Consider the following 23790-nt stretch of genomic DNA (forward strand, 5'->3'; position numbering starts at 1 on the left):
GAGCACCCCATGGCCCTGATTCCCGCCACCATCCTCACCGGCTTCCTCGGCTCGGGCAAGACGACCTTGCTCAAGCGCATCCTGACCGAGGCCCACGGCCAGAAGATCGCGGTCATCGAGAACGAGTTCGGCGAGGAGAACATCGACAGCGACATCCTCGTGACCGAATCGAAGGAGCAGATCGTGCAGATGAGCAACGGCTGCGTCTGCTGCACCATCCGCGAAGACCTGCGCGAGGCGTTGCAACTGCTGGCCGCCAAGAAGCGCCAGGGCCTGCTGGAGTTCGACCGCGTGGTGATCGAGACCACGGGCCTGGCCGATCCCGGCCCGGTGGCGCAGACCTTCTTCATGGACGACGAGATCGCCGAGAGCTACCTGCTCGACTCGATCCTCACGCTGGTCGATGCCAAGCACGCGCCGCAGCAGCTCAACGACCGCCAGGAGGCGCGCCGCCAGGTGGGCTTCGCCGACCAGATCTTCATCAGCAAGAGCGAGCTGGTGTCGGCCGAGGAGACCGACGCGCTGATCCATCGCCTCAAGCACATGAACCCGCGCGCGCCGCAGCAGAAGGCGCATTTCGGCGACGTGCCGCTCAAGGACATCTTCGACCTGCGCGGCTTCAACCTGAACGCCAAGCTCGACATCGACCCCGACTTCCTGAAGGAAGACGACCACGACCATCACGACCATGACCACGCGCATGGCGAGCACTGCGACCATCCCTCGCACAAGCACGAGGGCCACGGCCACCATCACCACACGGACGACGACGTCAAGAGCTTCGTCTACAAGGCCGACCGCGCCTTCGACCCGGCCAAGCTGGAAGACTTCCTGGGCGCGATCGTCAACATCTACGGCCCGCGCATGCTGCGCTACAAGGGCGTGCTGAACATGAAGGGCACCGAGCGCAAGGTGATCTTCCAGGGCGTGCACCAGCTGATGGGCAGCGACCTCGGTCCCGAATGGGGCAAGGACGAGCAGCGCCAGAGCCGCATGGTGTTCATCGGCATCGAGCTGCCGCGCGAGATCCTCGAGCAGGGGCTCGAGCAGTGCCTGGTGTGACAAGGCATGAATAAACCTACTGCGCGCCCCGATCTCGCACCTGCGGTCCTCACCGTACAAGGTACGGCTCCGGTCCTCGGCGCGACCTCGGGGCGCTCGCTACGGTTTCTTCACACCTTGTGAGCTGAAGGTCCCGGATGAAGAAAAGGCGCCGGCCGCGAGGCCCGGCGCCTTTTTACTTGGCGGGCAGCTCGACGGGCTTGCCGATCAGCTTGAGCTGGCCGTCGCTGAACTCGACCTGGCTGGTCACGTCGTCGCCCGCGCGCTTCAGGTAGCCCTGCTGCTCGAACTGTTCGATCATCAGCGCGGCCACTTCGGGCGACGGCGCCTGGCTGCCGCCGGCGGTCTCGGCGATCTTCTCGATCCATTTCACCGGCAGCCGCCCGTTGGCCTTGAGCACGCCGCGTTTGAGCAGCAGTGCGTTGCCGGGCAGTTGCAGGTCCTCGTCGGTCACGCCGGCCATGGCGACCGAGTAGCCGAACTCGGCGCGCTGGCCGTCGATCTCGACCAGCAGCCGGTCGAGGCCGACCTCGGGGCCATGCTTGGCCATGGCCTTGAGGTCGGGCGCGAGCTGGTCGGCCAGCGCGCGCAGCGCGGCCTGCGAGGCCTTGCCGCGGATGCAGCCATTGGCGGCGGCCGAGCGGGTCCAGGCCTCGGCCAGCTTGCGGTAGCCGCCGACGTCGATGCGGCGCGTGCTGCTGGCCATCTCGAAGTTGTCGATGCGCGTCGCGCCGACCGAGCCCGTGCCCTTGAAGGTGGCGGTGCCGGTGTAGAGGCCGTTCTCGATGGTGGCGTCGCTGGCGGCGTCGAGGCCCTGCAGCACGATGGCGGGGAAGGGCTTGGCGGGGGCGGCGTCGGGATCGGCCTTCTTGCCGGCCACCGTGAATTCCAGTGCCTCGAGCCGGCCCGTGCTCTTGCCGGTGGCCAGCATCCAGCCGTGGCGGATGTCCAGGTCGGCCCGGGCGCCGAGCTTGCCCATCTTGAGGTTGACGCCGTTGCGCAGGTCCGCGGCCTCGAAGCCGGGCAGGGCGAGTTCGTAGTGCGCCTCGGTGCGCGCGCCGTCGACGCGCACGCGCAGCTGCGCGCCCTGCCAGGAGACGCGGGTCTTGCCCTCGTCGGCGAACTGACCGGGCGCGAGCGTGATGTCGCTGGCGTAGCCGCCGTCGAAGTCGACCCGGGTGTGGGCGCCGAAGGGCCGGGCGTCGCCGAACACCTTCCTGGCCTCGGCCTGGCCCTTGATGTCGAGCACCAGTTCGCTGTCGATGGTGGCCGCTGCCAGGCTGCCGCCGGCCAGCGGGCCGTGGCGGATGGTGTCGCGGAAACTCAGGCGCAGCGGCTTGGAGGGGGTCGGCACGGCCTCCTCGCCGTCCTCTTCGTCCGGGTCCGCGGGCGGCGCGCCGGCCACGGCGGCGTCGGCCGGGCAGCCGAGCTCCAGCGTCACGGTGCTGACCGCGCCGAGGAAGCCGCGCTCGTAGCTGCGTTCGGTCACGCGCACCAGCGCGCTTTGCTGCGGCAGTTCCGCGAAGGCGCTGTCGTAGACGGATTTCACCTTGTTGCCGGCCCACCAGGTGCTGCCGGCATAGGCCAGCGCGATCGCGGCGGCCAGGACTCCCAGGACTGTCTTCTTGCTCAAGTTCGGCTTTCTTGTAGGGGTATCCAGGGCCATGAGGCCCCTGGCGCCGGCCCTCCGCCGGCGCGGCGCGATGCTACCGGAGCGCCGCGGGGGCCAAACGCATCGCCCGCGCATTCGAGTTCTCTATACAATCGCGCGCCTGTTGAAAACGCCAGGTCCCCCCGCAAGGGGGCGGCAGGGGTCGAAGACAGGAGGGCGCCGCATGTTTGCGGCGGGCTTTCGGGGGTATAACCCCGGGGTTCGCCGACCGGCGGATGCCCTCGACAACGTGGAGCCCGCGCGGCCGACCAGGTCCGCAGTGGCTCCCATGGGAGGAGACACCAGTGAAAGCGCGTTCCAGTTCGTCCAAGGAGCCAGTCACCGTGAAGAAGCCCGCCGCCAAGGCCACGCCAGCATCCAGGACCGACGCCACCAAGGCGACGGCCGCGAAGCCGGCTGTACCGGCGGCCAAGAAAGCATCTTCCGCGACGGCGACCGTAGCGAAGAAGGAAGGCGCCGCAGCAAAGAGCGTCAAGACAGAGAAGACCGCAACGCCCACGGCCAAGGCCGCGAGCGCATCGGCGAAGAAAGCAGTTCATCCCGCCACCAAGCCTGCCAGCGAGCCGGCGGCAACCGTCCCGGCCAAGAGCGCGAGCAAGACAGCCAAAGCGGGTCCATCGTCCACCAAACCCGTCGGCCCGCGTGCCGTTTCACCTGTTCCCCCGATTCCCATGAAAAAAACGGCTGCCGCCTCTTCCTCCGCCCCGGCGACACCTTCGACCCCCGAGCCCGAAGTCGCCACGGCAACGGCCGCGCCCGCCCCCGCCCGCGGCGGCCGGGTGTCCCGCCTGTCGCAACTGACGGTGCCCTCGATGCCGCAATCGGTGGCATCGACCGCCGCCAAGTCCAGCTTTATCCAGACCGCCTCGCAGGCGCTGGTTCCGCCTCCCCCCGTGAATGTGAAGAAAGATCCGAAGTTGGCCAACAACTGGAAGACCAAGTCCGTCGAAGAACTCAGCGATGCCGAAGTCATCGCGATGCCCGATGCCGAGTACATGAACGAGAAGCAGATGGCCTTCTTCCGCCTGAAGCTCGTCGAACTCAAGCGCGGCATTCTCGAGAATGCCGGCGAAACCACCGAGCACCTGCGTGAAGACACGGTGGTCGTGCCCGATCCGGCCGACCGCGCCACCATCGAGGAAGAACATGCCCTCGAGCTGCGCACCCGCGACCGCGAACGCAAGCTGCTGAAGAAGATCGAGCAGTCGATCCAGCGCATCGACGCCGGCGACTACGGCTACTGCGACGAAACCGGCGAGCCGATCGGCGTCGGCCGCCTGCTGGCCCGCCCGACCGCCACGCTGTCGCTCGAAGCGCAGCAGCGCCGCGAGCTCAAGCAGAAGATGTTCGGGGACTGAGCGCCGGTTCTCCGGCCCGGCTCCGACCGTCGTCCATCGCCCGCGAATGCCAAAGGAAGAAACGGGCCGCCTGCTTTCCAAGGTGGCGAAGTTCGTCCGCAATCCGCTCAAGGATTGGTCGGAGCTGGACACCCCCTCGACGACGAACGCCTCCGATTCCTCGCTGCCCGACCCGGCCTACAGCCGGGAAATGCTCAAGGAGATGATCGAGCGGCGCCAGCGCAACGATTTCGTGCGCCGGCGCGAGTTCGACATGCTGCGCAAGCTGCGCCAGCGCGAGGCCGCCGCCCACGCCTTCGATGCGACGGTCACGCCGTCGTCGTTCAACATCAACAGCACCTCGGAGAAATCCGAGGGCCGCGCGCTCACGCTCAAGAAGATCGACGAGATCGAGGAGCAGATGTCGCAGCAGTGGTGGAAGGGGCGCGGGCCGAACGGCGAGACGCTGGTCAAGTCGCCGCCCGACGCGGGCGCCGAGACGCTGTCGCCGGCCGATACCGACGCGCTGCTCGAGCCGCCCTCCCGGCCGGTGCCCGCCCCGGTGGCGCCCGCGGCCGTGGCCACGGCCTCGCCCAGCGGCACCCACATGGCGACCCGGCTGGCGCAGGACGGCGCGCTCGAGGAGGCGGTGATCCGCTTCGCGCACGGCGATGACGTCGGTGCCGAGGCGATCCTGCTGCAGGCGCTGGCCTCCGAGGGCGCGAGCGGCACCGACGAGACCCATGCCGCGACGGCCGAGCGCGACGACGCGCGCTGGCGCGCGCTGTTCGACCTCTACCGCGCCACCGGCGACGCCGCCAAGTTCGCGGCCGCGCGCATGCGCTATGCCCAGCGCATGCGGCGCATGGGCCCCGACTGGGTGGCGCTCGACGAGCTGGCGCGCAGCGTGAAGGCGGTGGCGGCCAGCGAGGAGGGCGACAGCGCCCCCGCCGAAGGCGCCGCCGACTGGGCCGCGCCGCCGAAGCTGGCGCGCGACGGCCTGGTGGCGCTCACGCGGGCGCTGTCGCAGGCCGGCTCGGTCTGGACGCTCGACTGGCGCGCGCTGGGCGCGATCGGCTCCGATGCCGCGGCGCCGCTGCGCGTGCTGTTCGCGCACTGGGCCGATTCGCCGGTCAAGCTGCGCTTCATCGGCGCGGCGCAGCTGCTGGCGGTGCTGGCCGAGTCCGCGCCCAACAACGAGCGAGGCATCGACGACGTCTGGTGGCAGCTGCACATGGCCGCGCTGCGCCTGATGCACCTGCCCGACGACTTCGAACTGGTGGCGCTCAACTACTGCATCACCTACGAGGTGTCGCCGCCGTCCTGGCAGGATCCGCGCGGCGAATACAGCGCGATCGCCGCGCCGGTGTCGACGCCGTCGCGCATGGGCTCGGTCTGGTCGCTGCTGTCGGTGGGCGGCGAATCCGAGAGCTTCCCCTCGGCCGGCAGCGGCTTCGCGGCGCTCGCGGGCGACCTGCGCGGCGAGTCGCCGTCGAACCTGCAGCGGCTCGATGCCGACCTGCGCGGCGGCACCGCGCCCGTGATCTCCTGCGCCGCGCTGCTGCGCATGGACCTGGCCGCGGCCGCCGCGCTGCTGGGCTGGGTGCGCGAGCGCGATGCCAAGGGCGAGCGGGTGCAGTTCGTCGATGCGCACCGGCTGATCGCGACCCTGTTCGGGCTGGTCGGCATCGCCGACCACGCGACGGTCGCGCTGCGCAAGAACTAGGCTTTCGTGCCGCCCCGGGCGGACTTGCATTGCCCCGCCCAGTCCCCAGATGGCTGCGATGGAACAATTTCACGGCACCACCATCGTGAGCGTGCGCCGCAAGACCCCCCAGGGCGACCAGGTCGCCATCGGTGGGGACGGGCAGGTCACACTCGGAAACATCGTCATCAAGGGCACGGCGCGCAAGGTGCGGCGGCTCTACCACGGCAAGGTGCTGGCCGGCTTTGCCGGCGCCACGGCCGACGCCTTCACCCTGTTCGAACGCTTCGAGGCCAAGCTCGAGAAGCACCAGGGCCACCTGTCGCGCGCCGCGGTCGAACTGACCAAGGACTGGCGCACCGACCGCGTGCTGCGCCGCCTCGAGGCCATGCTGGCCGTGGCCGATGCCACCACCTCGCTGATCATCACCGGCAACGGCGACGTGCTGGAGCCCGAGAACGGCGTGATCGCCATCGGTTCGGGCGGCGCCTACGCGCAGTCGGCGGCCAAGGCGCTGCTCGACAACACCGAGCTCACGGCCGAGCAGATCGTGAAGAAATCGCTGGAGATCGCGGGCGAACTCTGCATTTACACGAACATGAACCACACCGTCGAGACGCTCTGAGGCCCGCCACCATGTCCATGACCCCCCAGGAAATCGTCTCCGAGCTCGACAACCACATCGTCGGCCAGCCGCAGGCCAAGCGCGCCGTGGCCATCGCCCTGCGCAACCGCTGGCGCCGCCAGCAGGTCGACGACAAGCTGCGCGCCGAGATCACGCCCAAGAACATCCTCATGATCGGCCCCACGGGCGTGGGCAAGACCGAGATCGCGCGCCGCCTCGCGCGGCTGGCCGATGCGCCCTTCATCAAGGTCGAGGCCACCAAGTTCACCGAGGTGGGTTACGTGGGCAAGGACGTCGACTCGATCATCCGCGACCTGGCCGAGATCGCCGTCAAGCAGACGCGCGAGGCCGAGAGCACCAAGGTGCGCGCGCGTGCCGAGGACGCGGCCGAGGAGCGCATCCTCGACGTGCTGCTGCCGCCCGCGCGGCTGGCCGACGGCACCGCGCCCGACAGCGGCAACGCCACGCGCCAGGCCTTCCGCAAGAAGCTGCGCGAGCACCAGCTCGACGACAAGGAGATCGAGATCGACCTGGTCGAGACGCGCGCGCCGCTCGAGATCATGGGCCCCGCCGGCATGGAGGAGATGGCCGAGCAGCTGAAGGGCATGTTCGGCCAGATGGGCCAGGGCAAGCGCAAGACGCGCAAGCTCAAGATCGCCGAGGCGATGCGCTTCCTGATCGACGAGGAAGCGGCCAAGCTGGTGAACGAGGACGAGATCCGCACCCAGGCGATCGCCAATGCCGAGCAGAACGGCATCGTGTTCATCGACGAGATCGACAAGGTCGCCACGCGCAGCGAGGCGCAGGGCACCGACGTCTCGCGCCAGGGCGTGCAGCGCGACCTGCTGCCGCTGGTCGAGGGCACGGCCGTGAGCACCAAGTACGGCGTGGTGCGCACCGACCACATGCTGTTCATCGCGAGCGGCGCCTTCCACCTGAGCAAGCCCAGCGACCTGATCCCCGAGCTGCAGGGGCGCTTCCCGATCCGCGTCGAGCTGCAGTCGCTGTCGGTGGCGGACTTCGAGAGCATCCTCACGCAGACCCGTGCCTCGCTCGTGAAGCAGTACCAGGCGCTGCTGGCCACCGAGGGCGTCACGCTCGACTTCACGCCCGAGGGCGTGACCCGTCTCGCGAGCATCGCCTTCGAGGTCAACGAGCGCACCGAGAACATCGGCGCGCGCCGCCTGTCGACGGTGATGGAGCGTCTTCTCGATGAAGTAAGCTTCGACGCGACCCGCCTCGAGGGTCAGACGATCCGCATCGATGCCGCCTACGTGGACCAGCGCCTGGCGGCACTAAGTCACGACGAAGACCTGTCGCGCTTCATCCTCTGAAGTCGCCTCCCTTGCCCCTGTTACAGGGGCAACGCTTCACGCATCACATTCACTGCGTGAGCTAAGTGGTTCATTCTCAACGAAATTCGCCGATTCCAGAATCTTGGAATCGGCGCTAAGTCGTTGATTCCATTACAAAAAATACCCCGCACGCCTGGTTGCGCCGGAAGTGTTTCCTGCTACAGTGCAAAAAAGTGCAGTTAAGTGGGAAAAAGTGCGAGTAGTGTGCCCTTCGGGCGCTGCGGCCTTCCCACCACAGGGGTTTCTCGGTCGTGTTTCAAGGCGCTTCATCGCTCAGTCTGGATGCCAAGGGGCGGCTTTCCGTGCCGACCCGGCATCGCGACGTCCTGAGCGCCACGGCAGGCGGCCAGCTCACGATCACGAAGCACCCCCATGGCTGCCTGATGGTGTTCCCGCGCCCGGAATGGGAGAAGTTCCGCGAGCGGATCGCCGCGCTGCCGATGTCGGCGCAGTGGTGGAAGCGGGTGTTCCTCGGCAACGCGATGGACGTCGAGATGGACGGCACCGGCCGCATCCTCGTGTCGCCCGAACTGCGCGCGGCCACGGGCATCACGCGCGACACCCTGCTCTTGGGCATGGGCAACCATTTCGAACTCTGGGACAAGGCCACCTACGAGGCCAAGGAGGCCGAGGCCACCCAGGGCGAAATGCCGGATGTGTTTCAGGACTTCGCGTTCTGAGGGGCATCGTGAATACCGCATGGACCCACACGACCGTTCTTCTGGACGAAGCGGTCGAAGCCCTTCTTGCAGGCCAGACGGTCGCGCCCGGCACCTTCGTGGACGCGACCTTCGGCCGGGGCGGGCATTCGCGCGCGATCCTCGCGCGGCTGGCGCCGGAAGGCAGGTTGATTGCCTTCGACAAGGATGCGGAAGCGGTGACCGAAGCAGCGCGCATCTCGGATGCGCGTTTTTCCATCCGGCACCAGGGATTCCGTTCGCTGGGCGAGTTGCCCGGCGCGAGCGTGGCGGGTGTGCTGCTGGACCTGGGCGTGAGCTCGCCGCAGATCGACAACCCGGCGCGCGGTTTCAGTTTTCGTTTCGACGGCCCGCTCGACATGCGCATGGACACCACGCGCGGCGAGAGCGTGGCCGAGTGGCTGGCAACGGCAGAACTCCAACAAATTGCAGAGGTGATCCGTGACTATGGCGAAGAACGGTTTGCTGTTCAGATTGCAAAGGCGATTGTTGCTCGCAGACAAGAACGGGGCGCAATTTCAACCACCACCGAACTGGCCGAGCTCGTGGCTGGCACGGTCAAAACCCGCGAGCCGGGCCAGAACCCTGCAACGCGCACATTTCAGGCTCTTCGGATTTTCATCAACGCCGAGCTTGAAGAGCTGCAACAGGCGCTAGAGGCGAGCCTGTCGGTGCTGCAACCCGGCGGCCGGCTCGCGGTGATCAGTTTCCATTCGCTCGAAGACCGGATCGTGAAGCAGTTCATCGCGAAGCACTCGAAGGAGGTCTACGACCGCCGCGCGCCGTTCGCGGCGCCGAAGGCGATGCGGCTGCGCGCGCTCGAGCGCATCAAGCCCTCCGAGGCCGAGGTCAACGGCAACCCGCGCTCGCGCAGCGCGATCCTGCGCGTGGCCGAACGAACGGAGACGCCATGACACGACCTCGCGTCCACGGTCCCGCCCGCATGATTTCCAGCCGCCGCACCACGGGCGGCTTCGTGCCTTCTGCGGCCGCCCTGCGCGGCGAACGGGGAGGCCGCTGAGATGGCACGCCTGAACCTGCTGCTGCTGCTGTCCGTGATCGCCACGGCGCTCTACCTCGTGCACACGCAATACCTCTCGCGCCAGCTCTACACCGAGCTCGACCGGACGATGCAGGAGACGCGCCGGCTCGAGCTCGACCACGACCGGCTGCAGGTCGAGAAGCGCGCGCAGGCCACGCCGCTGCGCGTGGAGAAGCTCGCGAAAGAGCAGCTGCAGATGCGCACCACCTCGCCGGCCATCACGCAGTACGTGCGTCCCGACGGCAGCGTGATCCCGGCCGTGGTCGCGCCGCCGCCCGCACCACCCGTCAACAAGCCAGCCGCCAACAAGCCGGCCGCCGCCGCAGCCGCAAGGGGGCAGCGATGACCCGCCGCAGCGTGCGCTACACCACCAGCCCCCTGCTGGCGAGCAAGACGCCGGTCTGGCGCAGCAAGTTCATCGTCGGCGGCATCGCGCTGGGCTTCGTCGTGCTCGCGGGCCGCGCGGCCTACGTGCAGGTGTTCGGCAACAGCTTCTTCCAGCGCCAGGGCGAGGTGCGCTTCGCGCGCACGCTCGAGCTGCCGGCCAACCGCGGCCGCATCCTCGACCGCAACGGCCTGATCCTCGCGTCGAGCGTGGTGGCGCCCAGCATCTGGGCCATTCCCGAGGACGTGGAGCGCGACGACCCCGAGGTGCGCGCCAAGCTCAAGCAGGTGGCCAAGCTGCTCGAGATGCCGCAGAAGGACTTCGACAAGAAGCTCGAGGACGAGGACAAGACCTTCGTCTGGATCAAGCGCCAGGTCGACGAGCCGATCGCCAAGCAGATCGCCGCGATGAACCTCAAGGGCATCTACCAGCGCAAGGAATACAAGCGCCAGTACCCCGAGGGCGAGGCCGCCGCGCACGTGGTGGGCTTCACCAACGTCGAGGACAGCGGCCAGGAAGGCATCGAGCTCGCGTTCGACAAGGACCTGGCCGGCAAGGCCGGCTCGCGCCGCGTGATCAAGGACCGCCTGGGCCGCGTGGTCGAGGGCGTGGGCGAGCAGGTGCCACCGCTCGACGGCAAGGACATCCAGCTCAGCGTCGACAGCAAGGTGCAGTTCTTCGCCTACCAGAAGCTGCGCGACGCCGTGACCGCGCGCAAGGCCAAGGCCGGCAGCGTGGTGGTGCTCGACGCCGTCACCGGCGAGGTGCTGGCGCTGGCCAACTACCCGAGCTACGTGCCCGACAAGCGGCAGAACCTCACGGGCGAGCAGCTGCGCAACCGCGCGATGACCGACACCTTCGAGCCCGGCTCGACCATGAAGCCGATCACCGTGGCGATGGCGCTGGAGGCCGGCCGGGTCAAGCCCTCGTCGCTGATCGAGACCTCGCCCGGGCGCTACCAGCTCGGCGGCTTCACCATCAGCGACACCCACAACTACGGCACGCTGACGGTCGAGGGCGTGATCCAGAAGTCGAGCAACGTCGGCGCGCTCAAGATCGCGCAGAAGATGACCCCGCACGAGATGTGGGACACCTACACCGCGCTCGGCTACGGCCAGAAGCCGCAGATCCAGTTCCCCGGCGCGGTCACCGGCCGGCTGCGGCCCTGGAAGACCTGGAAGCCGGTCGAGCAGGCCACCATGGCCTACGGCTACGGCCTGTCGGCCTCGCTGTTTCAAATGGCACATTCGTACACCGCGTTCGCGCACGATGGCGCGATCATTCCGGCGACGATCCTCAAGAACACCGAGCCGCCGGCCGGCGTGCGCGTGTTCTCGCCGTCGAACGCGCTCGCGGTGCGCAAGATGCTGCAGATGGCCGCGGGCCCGGGCGGCACCGGCACGCGCGCGCAGACCATCGGCTACTCGGTCGGCGGCAAGTCGGGCACGGCCCACAAGCAGGTCGGCAAGGGCTATGCGAGCAACAAGTACCGCGCCTGGTTCACCGGCATGGCGCCGATCGAGAAGCCGCGCATCATCGTCGCGGTGATGATCGACGAGCCCAGCGACGGCCAGTACTTCGGCGGCCTGGCCGCGGCGCCCGTGTTCAGCGAGGTCGTGCAGCAGACGCTGCGCATGATGAACGTGCCGCCCGACCTGGCGGTCAAACCCCTGGTGATGACCCAGGGCGTGGACGAGAGCTTCTGAGCATGCTGACCTTCACCTCCCCCCCACTGGCCGCGGCCTGGCTCAAGGAGCGGGTGCCGCAGGGCGCGCTGCATGCCGACAGCCGTGCGGTGGCCGCGGGCGACGTGTTCGTCGCCTGGCCCGGCGCCGCGACCGATGGCCGCAAGCACGTGGCGGCGGCGCTGGCGCAGGGCGCGGCGGCCTGTCTGGTCGAGCACGAGGGCGTCGAGGCCTTCGGCTTCGATGGCGACGAGCGCATCGTCAGCTACCCCGGCCTCAAGGCCGCCACCGGCCCGATCGCCGCGGCCTTCTACGACCATCCCTCGGCCCGGCTCGACCTGCTGGCCGTGACCGGCACCAACGGCAAGACCTCCACCGCGTGGTGGCTGGCCGAGGCGCTGTCGACCCTGCGGCCGGCCGGCGGCGTGCGCCCGATGCGGCCCGACGGCACGGTGCAGCGCGACGCGCCCTCGCCGTGCGCCGTGATGGGCACGCTGGGCATCGGCGTGCCGCCCGAACTCAGCTACACCGGCCTCACCACGCCCGACCCCGTGATGATGCAGCGCGAGCTGCGCGCGCTGGTCGAGCGCGGCTTCGGCGCCTGCGCCATCGAGGCCTCGTCGATCGGCATCGCCGAGCGCCGGCTCGACGGTGCCCGGATCGCGGTGGCGGTGTTCACCAACTTCACGCAGGACCACCTCGACTACCACGGCAGCATGGACGCCTACTGGCAGGCCAAGGCCGAGCTGTTCCGCTGGCCCGGCCTGCGCGCCGCGGTGATCAACATCGACGACACCCACGGCGCGAGCCTGTGCGCCAACCTGATCGATGCCGGCGTCGGCGCGCTCGACGTCTGGACCGTGTCGGCCGAGGGCAAGCCGGCGCGCCTGGTGGCGCGCGACATCGGTTACGACGCCCAGGGCCTGCAGTTCTCGGTCGCCGAGCACGGCACCGCGGCCGTCGAGCGCGTGACCACCGGCCTGATCGGCCAGTACAACGTGGCCAACCTGCTCGGCGTGCTCGGCACGCTGCGCGCGCTGGGCCTGACGCTCGCGCAGGCCGTGGCGGCGTGCACGAACCTGAGCAGCGTGCCGGGCCGCATGGAGCGCGTGGACGCCGAAGCCGGTGCTCCGCTCGCGGTGGTCGACTACGCCCACACGCCCGATGCCATCGACAAGGCGCTGGCCGGCCTGCGCCCGCTCGCGCAGCAGCGCGGCGGCAAGCTGTGGTGCGTGTTCGGCTGCGGCGGCGACCGCGATCCGATCAAGCGTCCGATGATGGCCGCCGTGGCCGAGCGCCAGGCCGACCACGTCGTGGTGACCAGCGACAACCCGCGCAGCGAGAAGCCCGACGCGATCATCGCGCAGGTGCTGCGCGGCTTCGCGCGGCCCGAGCATGCGCGCGTGCAGGCCGACCGCGCGGCCGCCATCGCCGACACGATCGCGCAGGCCGCGCCCGAGGACGTGGTGCTGATCGCCGGCAAGGGCCACGAGGCCTGGCAGGAGATCGCGGGCCAGCGCCTGCCGTTCTCCGATCGCAGCCATGCGCACGACGCGCTCGCGAAGCGGAGGGGCGCATGAGCGACACCACCTCCCTCGCGCTGACGCTGGCGCAACTGCAGCAGTGGATTCCGGGTGCGCGCCTCGTGGGCGATCCCGCGACCGTGATCGCGCGCGTGCACACCGACACCCGCACCCTGGCCACGGGCGACCTGTTCGTCGCGCTCAAGGGCGAGAACTTCGATGCCAACGACTTCCTGCCGCAGGCCCGCGCCAGCGGCGCGGTGGCCGCGGTCGCGCACGGCGGCCTCGAGGCCGCGGGCCTGGCCGGCCTCGAGGTGCCCGACACCCTGGTGGCGCTGGGCGCCATCGGCGCGCACTGGCGCGCGCAGTTCTCGCTGCCGCTGATCGCCGTGACGGGCAGCAACGGCAAGACCACCGTCACCCAGATGATCGCGGCCATCCTGATGGCCTCGAAGCCCGAGCGCGCGCTCGCGACCGCCGGCAACTTCAACAACGAGATCGGCGTGCCGCTGACCCTGCTGCGCCTGCGCGCGCAGCACCAGCGCGCGGTGGTCGAGCTCGGCATGAACCACCCGGGCGAGATCGCGCGGCTGGCCGCCATCTCGCGCCCGACCATCGCGCTGGTGAACAACGCCCAGCGCGAGCACCAGGAGTTCATGGTCAGCGTCGAGGCCGTGGCGGTCGAGAACGCCGCCGTGTTCGCGGCGCTGCCCGACGACGGCACGGCCGTGTTCCCGCACGGCGACGAGTTCACCACGCTGTGGAGCGACATGGCGCGCGACGGCGCCGCGCGCCGCTGCCTGACCTTCGGCGAGCACGACGATGCCGACATCGGCCTCGAGCATGCCGAATGGACCCAGGGCGCCTGGCAGGTGCGCGTGCGCACGCCGCTCGGCGGCTTCGGCACGCGGCTGCACATCGCGGGCCGCCACAACGTGATCAATGCGCTCGCGGCCACCGCCTGCGCGCTGGCCGCGGGCGTGTCGATCGACACCATCGCCGCCGGCCTCGATGCCTTCGAGCCGGTCAAGGGCCGCTCCAAGGCCAGTGCGCTCGCGCTGGCCGGCGGCCGCGCCATCACGCTGGTCGACGACAGCTACAACGCCAACCCCGACTCGGTACGCGCCGCGATCGACGTGCTCGCCGCGCTGCCGGGCCCGCGCCTGCTGGTGCTGGGCGACATGGCCGAGGTCGGCGAGCGCTCGGACGAATTTCATGCCGAGGTCGGCGACTGGGCGCGCCAGCGCGGCATCGAGACCGTCTACACGCTCGGCAGCGCTTCCGAGCACAGCATCGCCGCCTTCCAGCGCGGCGACGCGGCCACGGTCGGCGGCGGACGCCATTTCGAGGACATCGACACCCTGAACGCCGCGGTGCTCGCGCGGCTGCCGCTGGTCGGCAGCGTGCTGGTCAAGGGCTCGCGCTCCATGAAGATGGAACGCGTGGTCCAGGCCATCGCCGCGCAGGGTGCGACCCCGCAGACACAACCACAACAAGAAGGAGGCCGTCCCTGATGCGGGGGCGGTGCGCAATTTCATGTTCATGAGCCTGGCCCAATGGCTGCAGACCCTCTCGCCGGAACTCGGGTTCCTGCGGGTGTTCCAGTACCTGACCTTCCGCGCGCTGATGGCGGCGCTGACCGCGCTCGTGGTCGGCCTCGTGGCGGGTCCGTACGTGATCCGGCGCCTGACCGCGCTGAAGATCGGCCAGCCGGTGCGCGGCTACGCGATGGAGACCCACCTGAGCAAGAGCGGCACGCCCACCATGGGCGGCGTGCTGGTGCTGTTCGCGATCGCCTTCGCCACCATCCTGTGGTTCGACCTCTCGAACCGCTTCGTCTGGATCGTGCTGTGGGTCACGCTGGGCTTCGGCGCGATCGGCTGGGTCGACGACTGGCGCAAGGTGGTGCACAAGGACCCCGAGGGCATGCGCTCGCGCGAGAAGTACTTCTGGCAATCGGTGGTGGGGCTGCTCGCGGCCTTCTACCTGCTGTTCAGCATCTCCGAGAGTTCGAACTGGCGCGTGCTGCAGCTGTTCTTCGCCTGGGTGCAGTCGGGCTTCGACCTCGATTTCCCGCCCAAGATCAACCTGCTGGTGCCCTTCTTCAAGGAAGTCAGCTATCCGCTGGGCGGCATCGGCTTCGTGATCCTCACCTACCTGGTGATCGTGGGCGCGAGCAACGCGGTGAACCTCACCGACGGCCTCGACGGCCTGGCGATCATGCCGGTGGTGATGGTGGGCTCGGCGCTGGGCGTGTTCGCCTACGTGACGGGCAGCGCGGTCTACTCGAAGTACCTGCTGTTCCCGAACATCCCGGGCTCGGGCGAGCTGCTGGTGTTCTGCTCGGCGATGGCCGGCGCGGGGCTGGCCTTCCTCTGGTTCAACACCCATCCGGCGCAGGTCTTCATGGGCGACGTGGGCGCGCTCGCGCTCGGCGGCGCGCTGGGCACCATCGCGGTCATCGTGCGCCAGGAGATCGTGTTCTTCATCATGGGCGGCATCTTCGTGGTCGAGGCGATCTCGGTGATGGCCCAGGTCACCTACTTCAAGTACACGAAGAAGCGCTTCGGCGAGGGCCGCCGCGTGCTCAAGATGGCGCCGCTGCACCACCACTTCGAGAAGAGCGGCTGGCGCGAGACGCAGGTCGTGGTGCGCTTCTGGATCATCACGATGCTGCTGTGCCTCGTGGGCCTGTCGACGCTGAAGCTGCGCTGAGAGAAAACGCATGCGGCACCTGAAAGACCTCCCCGTCCTCATCCTCGGCCTCGGCGCGTCCGGGCTGGCGATGGCGCGCTGGTGCGCGCGCCATGGCGCGCAGGTGACGGTGGCCGACACGCGCGAGGCGCCGGCCCTGCTCGACACGCTGCGTGCCGAGTGGCCCGAGGCGGTGTTCGTCGGCGGGCCGTTCACGGCCGCGCTGATCGAGGGCACGCCGATCCGCGCCGTCTACCGCTCGCCGGGCCTGAGCCCCGAGACCATCGCGCCGGTGGCCGATGCGGCGCGTGCGGTCGGGCTGCCGGTGGGCGGCGAGCTCGACCTGTTCGCGCGTGCGCTGGCGGATCTCGCCATCGTCGAGACGCCGGCGGTGGTCGAGGTGGAAGAAGAAAGCGCGGCGCAAGGCGAACTGGCGCTGGAGGCAACGGTGCCGGCCGGGAGCGAGCCGGTGCCCGAGGCGGAGGCGCCTGTCGTGCTGCCAGAAGCCCAGGCGCCGGTGCCGGAAGAAGTCGCCGCGGTGGAGGAGGTCGTGGCCGCGGTCGAACAACCGACCGCGCCCGAAGCATCCGCCGCGGAAGAAGCCGTCGACGCCGTGGCGCCCGCGAGCGAGGCATCGCCCGCAGAGTCCGAACCTGTCGAAGCAACTCCCGAGGCACTGCGCGCTCCCGCCGCCGTGCCCGAATCGATGCCGCGCGATCCGTCGCTGAGCGTTCCCGTGCTGCAGCCGCCGGAGCCCGAGGCGCCGGTCGCCGATGCGCCCGTGGTGCAGGAAGGCATCGAGGCAGCGCCGGCGCAGGGCGTCGAACCCGCCGCGATCGAAACGCCGGCGGCCGCCGAAGGCACGCAGCCCGAACCGGCCGAGCCCGCCGAGTCCGCCGAGCCCGAGGCTCCCGCCGCGCCCGTCGCCGCACCGGCTTCCAAGCCCGCGTCGAACCTGCCGGCCTTCACGGTCGGCAAGCCCTACGTCGCCACAGCCGCGAAGGAAGCGGCCGACTTCGTCGCGAAGATCGCCGAGTTCGCCGCCACCAATCCCGCCTCGGCCGTGGCCGAGGAAGAGCCCGCGCCGCAGCCCGAAGCCCAGCCCGAGCCGGCCCCCGCGCCCGAGCCCGCCAAGGGCTACACGCCGGTCGTGCTCGCGATCACCGGCACCAACGGCAAGACCACGGTCACGGCGCTGACCGGCCAGCTCATCGAGCGCGGCGGCAAGAGCGTGGCGGTGGCCGGCAACATCGGCCCGACCCTGCTCGACACGCTGAGCGCGCATCTCGACGCCGGCACGCTGCCCGAGGCCTGGGTGATCGAGCTCTCGAGCTTCCAGCTCGACGGCGTGCAGGGCTTCGAGCCCGCGGCCGCGACGGTGCTCAACCTCACGCAGGACCACCTGGACTGGCATGGCGACATGCCGGCCTATGCGCAGGCCAAGTCGCGCATCTTCGGCAAGACCGCGCTGATGGTGCTCAACCGCGACGATCCGGCCGTGATGGCGATGCTCGCCACCGCGGGCCAGGAGCCCGTCAAGCCCGTCGAGGAAGTGGTGAACGCCCGCGGCGCGCGCCGCGCGCCGGCCAAGCCCAAGGCGCAGCGCGTGCAGGTGCGCCCGCACGTCACCTTCGGCGCGAGCATGCCGCAGCGCCCCGGCGACTACGGCATCGAGCGCGTCAACGGCATGAGCTGGCTGGTGCGCGCGCACGAGGCCGACGAGACGCAGAAGCGCAAGCGCGGCCAGGTGGTCGAGGAAGAGATCTTCGTGCAGCGCCTGATGCCGGCCGATGCGCTGCGCATCCGCGGCCGCCACAACGCGATGAACGCGCTCGCCGCGCTGGCGCTCGCGAACGCGGCCGACTGCCCGCTCGGCCCGATGCTCTACGGCCTGCGCGAGTACCGCGGCGAGCCGCACCGCGTCGAGCCGGTGGCGCTGATCGACGACGTCGAGTACTTCGACGACAGCAAGGGCACCAACGTGGGCGCCACCGTGGCGGCGCTCGGCGGCCTCGGCGAGGACCGCCGCGTGGTCGTGATCCTCGGCGGCGAGGGCAAGGGCCAGGACTTCGAGCCGCTCGCGCTGCCGGTGCGCCAGTACGCGCGCGCCGTGGTGCTGATCGGCCGCGACGCGCCGCTGATCGAGGCCGCGCTGGCTGCCACCGGCGTCACGCTGATGCATGCGGGCTCGATGCACGAGGCCGTGCAGATGGCCGCGCGCCGCGCCCACCCCGGCGATGCCGTGCTGCTGTCACCGGCCTGTGCGAGCTTCGACATGTTCAAGAACTACCCGCACCGCGCGGCGGTGTTCCGCGAGGCCGTGCAGGCGCTCGAGGACGAACCGCGCGACTTCGGGGAACCGGGCGAGCCGCGCACGCAGGCCGCCCCCGATTCGACGGAAGGACCGGCATCGTGAACTCCGCCGCCGCGGGCGCCACGCCCAACACCCGGCCCGGCCGCTTCAGCGGCTGGTTCCGGCGCGCGCGCAGCGGCATCGATGCGCTGCCGGTGCACCTGCCGGTGCGCCTCGGCGGTGCCGGCTTCACACAGACCAAGGCCACGCCGATCCGCGTGCTGGGCTTCGACCAGGCGCTGGTGTGGGTCACGGTCGCGCTGCTGACCTGGGGCCTGATCATGGTCTATTCGGCCTCGATCGCGCTGCCCGACAACCCGCGCTTCGCGCGCGCCGGCTACAGCGCCTCGTACTTCCTCACGCGGCACGCGGCCTCGGTGGTGTTCGCCTTCATCGCCGCGCTGCTGGCCTTCCAGATCCCGATGAAGACCTGGGAGCGCGCCGCGCCCTGGCTGTTCGTGGCCTCGCTGCTGCTGCTGGTGGCGGTGCTGATCCCGCACATCGGCATCAGCGTGAACGGCGCGCGACGCTGGCTGCCGATGGGCTTCATGCGCTTCCAGCCCTCCGAGCTCGCGAAGGTCGCGATGGTGCTCTATGCGGCCAGCTACATGGTGCGCAAGATGGAGATCAAGGAGCGCTTCTTCCGCGCCGTGCTGCCGATGGGCATCGCGGTGGTGGTGGTCGGCATGCTGGTGATGGCCGAGCCCGACATGGGCGCCTTCATGGTGATCGCGGTGATCGCGATGGGCATCCTGTTCCTGGGCGGCGTGAACGCGCGCATGTTCTTCGTGATCGCCGCGCTGGTGGTGGTGGCCTTCGGCACCATCGTGGCCACCAGCCCGTGGCGGCGCGAGCGGATCTTCGCCTACCTCGATCCGTGGAGCGAGGAGCACGCGCTCGGCAAGGGCTACCAGCTCTCGCACTCGCTGATCGCCATCGGCCGCGGCGAGATCTTCGGCGTCGGCCTCGGCGGCAGCGTCGAGAAGCTGCACTGGCTGCCCGAGGCCCACACCGACTTCCTGCTGGCCGTGATCGGCGAGGAGTTCGGCCTGGTCGGCGTGCTGCTGATCATCGGCCTGTTTCTCTGGCTCACGCGCCGCGTGATGCACATCGGCCGCCAGGCCATCGCGCTCGACCGCGTGTTCTCGGGCCTCGTGGCCCAGGGCGTGGGCGTGTGGATCGGCTTCCAGGCCTTCATCAACATGGGCGTGAACCTCGGCGCGCTGCCGACCAAGGGCCTCACGCTGCCGCTGATGAGCTTCGGCGGCTCGGCGATCCTGATGAACATGGTGGCGCTGGCGATCGTGCTGCGCATCGACTATGAGAATCGTGTGTTGATGCGGGGAGGCCGCGTATGACCGGCCGCACCGCACTCGTGATGGCCGGCGGCACCGGCGGCCACATCTTCCCGGGCCTCGCCGTGGCCGAGGCGCTGCGCGAGCGCGGCTGGCGCGTGCACTGGCTGGGCGCGCCCGGCGGCATGGAAGAGAAGCTGGTGCCGCCGCGCGGCTTCGCCTTCGAGCCGGTGCAGTTCGGCGGCGTGCGCGGCAAGGGCCCGCTCACGCTGTTCCTGCTGCCGCTGCGCCTGCTGCGCGCCTTCTGGCAGAGCCTGCGCGTGGTGCGCCGCGTGAAGCCCGACGTGCTCGTGGGCCTGGGCGGCTACATCACTTTTCCGGGCGGCATGATGGGCGTGCTGCTCAACAAGCCGCTGGTGCTGCACGAGCAGAACTCGGTCGCGGGCCTCGCCAACAAGGTGCTGGCGGGCGTGGCCGACCGCGTCTTCACGGCCTTTCCCAACGTGCTCAAGAAGGCGCAGTGGATCGGCAACCCGCTGCGCGCGGCCTTCACCTCGCAGCCTGCGCCGGCCGAACGCTTCGCGGGCCGCAGCGGTCCGCTCAAGCTGCTGGTGGTCGGCGGCAGCCTCGGCGCCAAGGCGCTCAACGCGGTGGTGCCGCAGGCGCTCGCGCGCATCGAGCCGGGCACGCGCCCGCAGGTGCTGCATCAGAGCGGCGCCAAGCAGATCGACGAGCTGCGCGCCAACTACGCGGCCGCCGGCGTCGAGGGCGAGCTCACGCCCTTCATCGAGGACACGGCCCTGGCCTATGCCGAGGCCGACCTCATCGTCGCGCGCGCCGGTGCCAGCACCGTGACCGAAATCGCGGCCGTCGGCGCCGCGGCGCTGTTCGTGCCTTTTCCTTCCGCGGTCGACGACCACCAGACCACCAACGCGCGCTTCCTCGTCGATGCCGGCGGCGGCTGGCTGGTGCAACAGACCGATCTCACCCCTGAATTGCTGGCCGATTTGCTACAGAAGACACAACGAACCGAACTGATCGAACGCGCCGAACGCGCCAGGACGATGCAGAAAACCGAGGCCGTCGAGGCGATGGTGCGCGCTTGCGAGGAGCTGGCACGATGAAACACGCGATTCGCCACATCCACTTCGTCGGCATCGGCGGCTCCGGCATGAGCGGCATCGCCGAAGTGCTGCTGAACCTCGGCTACCGCATCACCGGCTCCGACCTGTCCGACAGCGCCACGCTGCGCCGGCTCGCGGGCCTGGGTATCGGCACCTTCGTGGGCCATGCGGCCTCGAACGTCGAGGGCGCCGACGCGGTCGTGACCTCGACCGCGGTGCAGGCCGACAACCCCGAGGTGCTGACCGCGCGCGAGAAGCGCATTCCGGTCGTGCCGCGCGCCGTCATGCTGGCCGAGCTGATGCGCCTGAAGCAGGGCATCGCGATCGCCGGCACGCACGGCAAGACCACCACCACCAGCCTGGTGGCGAGCGTGCTCGCGGCCGCGGGGCTCGATCCCACCTTCGTGATCGGCGGCCGGCTCAACAGCGCGGGCGCCAACGCGCAGCTCGGCAGCGGCGACTACATCGTGGTCGAGGCCGACGAATCCGACGCCTCGTTCCTGAACCTGCTGCCGGTGATGGCGGTGGTCACGAACATCGACGCCGACCACATGGAGACCTACGGGCACGACTTCGGCAAGCTGAAGAAGGCCTTCGTCGACTTCCTGCACCGCATGCCCTTCTACGGCACGGCGATCCTGTGCACCGACGATCCGGCGGTGCGCGAGATCGTGGCCGACGTGACCTGCCCGGTCACCAGCTACGGCTTCGGCGAGGACGCCCAGGTGCGCGCGGTCGACGTGCGCGCCGTCGGCGGCCAGATGCACTTCACCGCGCAGCGCCGCAACGGCGTGACCCTGCCCGACCTGCCGGTGGTGCTGAACCTGCCGGGCGAGCACAACGTGCGCAATGCGCTGTCGGTGATCGCGGTGGCGGTCGAGCTCGGCATCGCCGACGAGGCGGTGCAGCGCGGGCTGGCCGACTTCAAGGGCGTGGGCCGGCGCTTCCAGAGCTATGGCGAGGTCGCGGCCCGGGCCGGCGACGGCAGCTTCACCGTGATCGACGACTACGGCCACCATCCGGTGGAGATGGCCGCCACGCTCGCGGCCGCGCGCGGTGCCTTCCCCGGCCGGCGCCTGGTGCTGGCCTTCCAGCCGCACCGCTACACCCGCACGCGCGACTGCTTCGAGGACTTCGTCAAGGTCATCGGCACCGCCGACGCGGTGCTGCTCGGCGAGGTCTACGCGGCCGGCGAGCAGCCCATCGTGGCGGCCGACGGCCGCACGCTGGCGCGCGCGCTGCGCGTGGCCGGCAAGGTCGAGCCGGTGTTCGTCGACGACATCGCCGCGATGCCGCAGGCCATTCTCGACAACGCGCGTGCCGGCGACGTGGTGCTGTGCATGGGCGCGGGCTCCATCGGCGCGGTGCCGGGCAAGGTGGTCGAGCTCGGCGCGGCGCCGGCGGTGGCCGCATCTTCTTCATCCACGACATCGCAGCACGCTGCGCACAAGGGGGAGGCGTCGTGAGCCTTCAGGATCCCAAACTCTTCGGCAAGGTCGCCGTGCTGTTCGGCGGCAGTTCGGCCGAGCGCGAGGTCTCGCTGATGTCGGGTACCGGCGTGCTCGAGGCGCTGCGTTCGCGCGGCGTCGATGCCCATGCCTTCGACCCGTCGCAGCGCGACCTGTCCGAGCTCCGGCGCGAGGGCTTCGCGCGCTGCTTCGTGGCGCTGCATGGCCGCCACGGCGAGGACGGCACGGTGCAGGGCGCGCTCGAGATGCTCGGCATTCCCTACACCGGCTCGGGCGTGATGGCCTCGAGCGTGGCGATGGACAAGGTCATGACCAAGCGCATCTGGCAGGCCGACGGCCTGCCCACGCCCAAGTACGTGCGCCTGGCCTTCGACCAGCAGAGCCGCGAACAGGTGATGGCCGTGCCCGACGTGCTGGGCCTGCCGCTGATCGTGAAGCCGCCGCGCGAGGGGTCCTCGATCGGCGTGACCAAGGTCGAGGGCTATTCGCAGATGCAGGACGCGGTGACGCTGTCGGTCAAGTACGACGCCGACGTGCTCTGCGAGGAGTTCATCGAGGGCGAGGAAGTCACCTGCGCCGTGCTCGGCAGCGGCCTCGACGCGCATGCGCTGCCGGTGGTGCGCATCGCCGCGCCCGAGGGCGCCTACGACTACCAGAACAAGTACTTCACCGACGACGTGAAATACCACTGCCCGAGCGGCCTGCCCGAGGCGGAGGAGCGCGAGATCCAGCGCATCACGCTGGCGGCCTACCGCACGCTCGGCTGCCGCGGCTGGGGCCGCGCCGACGTGATGATCCGCGCCAGCGACCGCAAGCCCTTCCTGCTCGAGATGAACACCTCGCCGGGCATGACCAGCCATTCGCTGGTGCCGATGTCGGCACGCGCGGCGGGCATTGCCTACGAGGAACTCTGCCTGCGCGTGCTGGCCACGGCCACGCTCGACGCCACGGGAGGCGCGCACTGAAGATGGCCGACAGCATCCCCACGCCCTTCGACGTCAAGCTCATGAACATCGTCGCGAACCTCGCATTCGTGGCGGTGGGCCTGATGCTGCTCGCCGCGGGCGCCTGGTGGGTGCTGCGCCAGCCCTTCTTTCCGATCGCGGGCATCAAGGTCGACGGCGAGGTGACGCACAACAACGCCGTCACCCTGCGCGCCAACGTGGCGCCGCAGCTCAACGGCAACTTCTTCACCGTCGACCTCGCGCGTGCGCGCACCGCCTTCGAGTCGGTGCCGTGGGTGCGCAGCGCGGTGGTGCGGCGCGAGTTCCCGAACAAGCTGCGCGTGACGCTGACCGAGCAGGTGCCGGTGGCCAACTGGGGCGACGAAGCCAGCTCCAAGCTGATCAACGGCTTCGGCGATGTGTTCGAGGCCAACGTGGCGGAGGTCGACGACAAGCTGCCGCGGCTGGACGGCCCGATCGAGCAGGCCGGGCAGGTGCTGGGCATGTACCGCGTGCTGCAGCCGATGTTCGCGCCCTACGACCTCGAACTCGACGCGCTCACGCTGTCGAGCCGGGGCAGCTGGCGCGCGCAGCTCGACAGCGGCGCCACGATCGAACTGGGCCGGGGTCAGGGCGAGGAGGTGGCGGCGCGGCTGCAGCGCTTCCTGAAGACCGTGACGCAGGTCGCGGGGCAGTACCGCCGGACCATGGAGGACGTCGAGGGCGCCGACCTGCGCCACAACGACGCCTATGCGTTGCGGTTGCGCGGCGTCACCACCGTGGTGACCGACCCCAAGACGCCCAAGAAGAAATAGACGAATA

Annotated in this window: 19 protein-coding genes; 18 read left to right on the forward strand and 1 reads right to left on the reverse strand. The window is 69.8% G+C overall.

The window, feature by feature from the left end; genetic code table 11:
• The first annotated feature begins 9 nt into the window (after positions 1-9).
• On the forward strand, positions 10-1062 hold the full coding sequence (locus AC07PU_RS30200; protein WP_495322001.1) for a CobW family GTP-binding protein: 1053 nt from the start codon (positions 10-12) through the stop codon (positions 1060-1062).
• Between the two features lie 175 nt (positions 1063-1237).
• On the opposite strand, the gene AC07PU_RS30205 is transcribed toward AC07PU_RS30200, so the two are convergent.
• Positions 1238-2695, reverse strand: coding sequence for a YdgA family protein (locus AC07PU_RS30205; protein ID WP_495322003.1), 1458 nt, complete (start codon positions 2693-2695; stop codon positions 1238-1240).
• Between the two features lie 704 nt (positions 2696-3399).
• Between AC07PU_RS30205 and dksA the strand changes: the two genes are divergently transcribed.
• The 17 genes from dksA to AC07PU_RS30290 all read left to right on the forward strand — a co-directional run bounded on the left by dksA (position 3400) and on the right by AC07PU_RS30290 (position 23783).
• Complete coding sequence (dksA, locus tag AC07PU_RS30210) at positions 3400-4092, forward strand: RNA polymerase-binding protein DksA (RefSeq protein ID WP_408908436.1); 693 nt, start codon at positions 3400-3402, stop codon at positions 4090-4092.
• Between the two features lie 46 nt (positions 4093-4138).
• Complete coding sequence (locus AC07PU_RS30215; protein ID WP_296780862.1) at positions 4139-5797, forward strand: STAS domain-containing protein; 1659 nt, start codon at positions 4139-4141, stop codon at positions 5795-5797.
• 58 nt (positions 5798-5855) lie between these two features.
• Complete coding sequence (hslV, locus tag AC07PU_RS30220) at positions 5856-6401, forward strand: ATP-dependent protease subunit HslV (protein ID WP_057597019.1); 546 nt, start codon at positions 5856-5858, stop codon at positions 6399-6401.
• Positions 6402-6412: 11 nt separating this feature from the next.
• A complete protein-coding gene (gene hslU, locus AC07PU_RS30225; protein ID WP_093353359.1) occupies positions 6413-7735 on the forward strand; it encodes an ATP-dependent protease ATPase subunit HslU in 1323 nt (440 codons plus the stop codon).
• A 272-nt stretch (positions 7736-8007) separates the two neighbouring features.
• Positions 8008-8436, forward strand: coding sequence for a division/cell wall cluster transcriptional repressor MraZ (gene mraZ, locus AC07PU_RS30230; protein WP_057597021.1), 429 nt, complete (start codon positions 8008-8010; stop codon positions 8434-8436).
• An 8-nt stretch (positions 8437-8444) separates the two neighbouring features.
• The gene (gene rsmH, locus AC07PU_RS30235; RefSeq protein WP_296780858.1) at positions 8445-9368 is read left to right on the forward strand and encodes a 16S rRNA (cytosine(1402)-N(4))-methyltransferase RsmH; all 924 of its coding nucleotides are present in this window, start codon (positions 8445-8447) and stop codon (positions 9366-9368) included.
• 108 nt (positions 9369-9476) lie between these two features.
• A complete protein-coding gene (gene ftsL / locus AC07PU_RS30240) occupies positions 9477-9842 on the forward strand; it encodes a cell division protein FtsL (RefSeq protein ID WP_057597023.1) in 366 nt (121 codons plus the stop codon).
• Positions 9839-11587, forward strand: coding sequence for a peptidoglycan D,D-transpeptidase FtsI family protein (locus tag AC07PU_RS30245; protein ID WP_093353367.1), 1749 nt, complete (start codon positions 9839-9841; stop codon positions 11585-11587). Before ftsL ends, AC07PU_RS30245 begins: the two co-directional genes overlap by 4 nt.
• Before the next feature lie 2 nt (positions 11588-11589).
• Positions 11590-13146, forward strand: coding sequence for a Mur ligase family protein (locus AC07PU_RS30250; RefSeq protein WP_495322004.1), 1557 nt, complete (start codon positions 11590-11592; stop codon positions 13144-13146).
• Complete coding sequence (locus AC07PU_RS30255; RefSeq protein ID WP_495322005.1) at positions 13143-14603, forward strand: UDP-N-acetylmuramoyl-tripeptide--D-alanyl-D-alanine ligase; 1461 nt, start codon at positions 13143-13145, stop codon at positions 14601-14603. Before AC07PU_RS30250 ends, AC07PU_RS30255 begins: the two co-directional genes overlap by 4 nt.
• Positions 14604-14625: 22 nt before the next feature.
• On the forward strand, positions 14626-15804 hold the full coding sequence (gene mraY / locus AC07PU_RS30260; RefSeq protein WP_057597027.1) for a phospho-N-acetylmuramoyl-pentapeptide-transferase: 1179 nt from the start codon (positions 14626-14628) through the stop codon (positions 15802-15804).
• A 10-nt stretch (positions 15805-15814) separates the two neighbouring features.
• Complete coding sequence (locus AC07PU_RS30265; RefSeq protein ID WP_495322006.1) at positions 15815-18199, forward strand: Mur ligase family protein; 2385 nt, start codon at positions 15815-15817, stop codon at positions 18197-18199.
• On the forward strand, positions 18196-19494 hold the full coding sequence (ftsW, locus tag AC07PU_RS30270) for a putative lipid II flippase FtsW (RefSeq protein ID WP_093353377.1): 1299 nt from the start codon (positions 18196-18198) through the stop codon (positions 19492-19494). The genes AC07PU_RS30265 and ftsW overlap by 4 nt, the downstream gene beginning before the upstream one ends.
• Complete coding sequence (gene murG / locus AC07PU_RS30275; protein ID WP_296780842.1) at positions 19491-20555, forward strand: undecaprenyldiphospho-muramoylpentapeptide beta-N-acetylglucosaminyltransferase; 1065 nt, start codon at positions 19491-19493, stop codon at positions 20553-20555. Before ftsW ends, murG begins: the two co-directional genes overlap by 4 nt.
• A complete protein-coding gene (gene murC / locus AC07PU_RS30280) occupies positions 20552-22021 on the forward strand; it encodes a UDP-N-acetylmuramate--L-alanine ligase (RefSeq protein ID WP_093353380.1) in 1470 nt (489 codons plus the stop codon). The genes murG and murC overlap by 4 nt, the downstream gene beginning before the upstream one ends.
• Positions 22018-22989: a D-alanine--D-alanine ligase gene (locus tag AC07PU_RS30285; RefSeq protein WP_093353382.1), complete on the forward strand. Its 972-nt coding sequence runs from the start codon at positions 22018-22020 to the stop codon at positions 22987-22989. Before murC ends, AC07PU_RS30285 begins: the two co-directional genes overlap by 4 nt.
• A gap of 2 nt (positions 22990-22991) precedes the next feature.
• Positions 22992-23783: a cell division protein FtsQ/DivIB gene (locus AC07PU_RS30290; protein ID WP_093353385.1), complete on the forward strand. Its 792-nt coding sequence runs from the start codon at positions 22992-22994 to the stop codon at positions 23781-23783.
• The last annotated feature ends 7 nt before the right edge of the window (positions 23784-23790 follow it).

The sequence above is a fragment of the Variovorax sp. GW821-FHT10D07 genome (assembly GCF_059415325.1).

Excerpts from the sequence above, each read along its gene's own strand:
- AC07PU_RS30245 (WP_093353367.1), top strand. The coding sequence starts at position 9,839 with ATGACCCGCCGCAGCGTGCGCTACACCACCAGCCCCCTGCTGGCGAGC.
- AC07PU_RS30290 (WP_093353385.1), top strand. The coding sequence starts at position 22,992 with ATGGCCGACAGCATCCCCACGCCCTTCGACGTCAAGCTCATGAACATC.
- AC07PU_RS30255 (WP_495322005.1), top strand. The coding sequence starts at position 13,143 with ATGAGCGACACCACCTCCCTCGCGCTGACGCTGGCGCAACTGCAGCAG.
- hslU (WP_093353359.1), top strand. The coding sequence starts at position 6,413 with ATGTCCATGACCCCCCAGGAAATCGTCTCCGAGCTCGACAACCACATC.
- AC07PU_RS30265 (WP_495322006.1), top strand. The coding sequence starts at position 15,815 with ATGCGGCACCTGAAAGACCTCCCCGTCCTCATCCTCGGCCTCGGCGCG.
- murC (WP_093353380.1), top strand. The coding sequence starts at position 20,552 with ATGAAACACGCGATTCGCCACATCCACTTCGTCGGCATCGGCGGCTCC.
- mraY (WP_057597027.1), top strand. The coding sequence starts at position 14,626 with ATGTTCATGAGCCTGGCCCAATGGCTGCAGACCCTCTCGCCGGAACTC.
- AC07PU_RS30200 (WP_495322001.1), top strand. The coding sequence starts at position 10 with ATGGCCCTGATTCCCGCCACCATCCTCACCGGCTTCCTCGGCTCGGGC.
- AC07PU_RS30250 (WP_495322004.1), top strand. The coding sequence starts at position 11,590 with ATGCTGACCTTCACCTCCCCCCCACTGGCCGCGGCCTGGCTCAAGGAG.
- murG (WP_296780842.1), top strand. The coding sequence starts at position 19,491 with ATGACCGGCCGCACCGCACTCGTGATGGCCGGCGGCACCGGCGGCCAC.
- hslV (WP_057597019.1), top strand. The coding sequence starts at position 5,856 with ATGGAACAATTTCACGGCACCACCATCGTGAGCGTGCGCCGCAAGACC.
- ftsL (WP_057597023.1), top strand. The coding sequence starts at position 9,477 with ATGGCACGCCTGAACCTGCTGCTGCTGCTGTCCGTGATCGCCACGGCG.
- AC07PU_RS30215 (WP_296780862.1), top strand. The coding sequence starts at position 4,139 with ATGCCAAAGGAAGAAACGGGCCGCCTGCTTTCCAAGGTGGCGAAGTTC.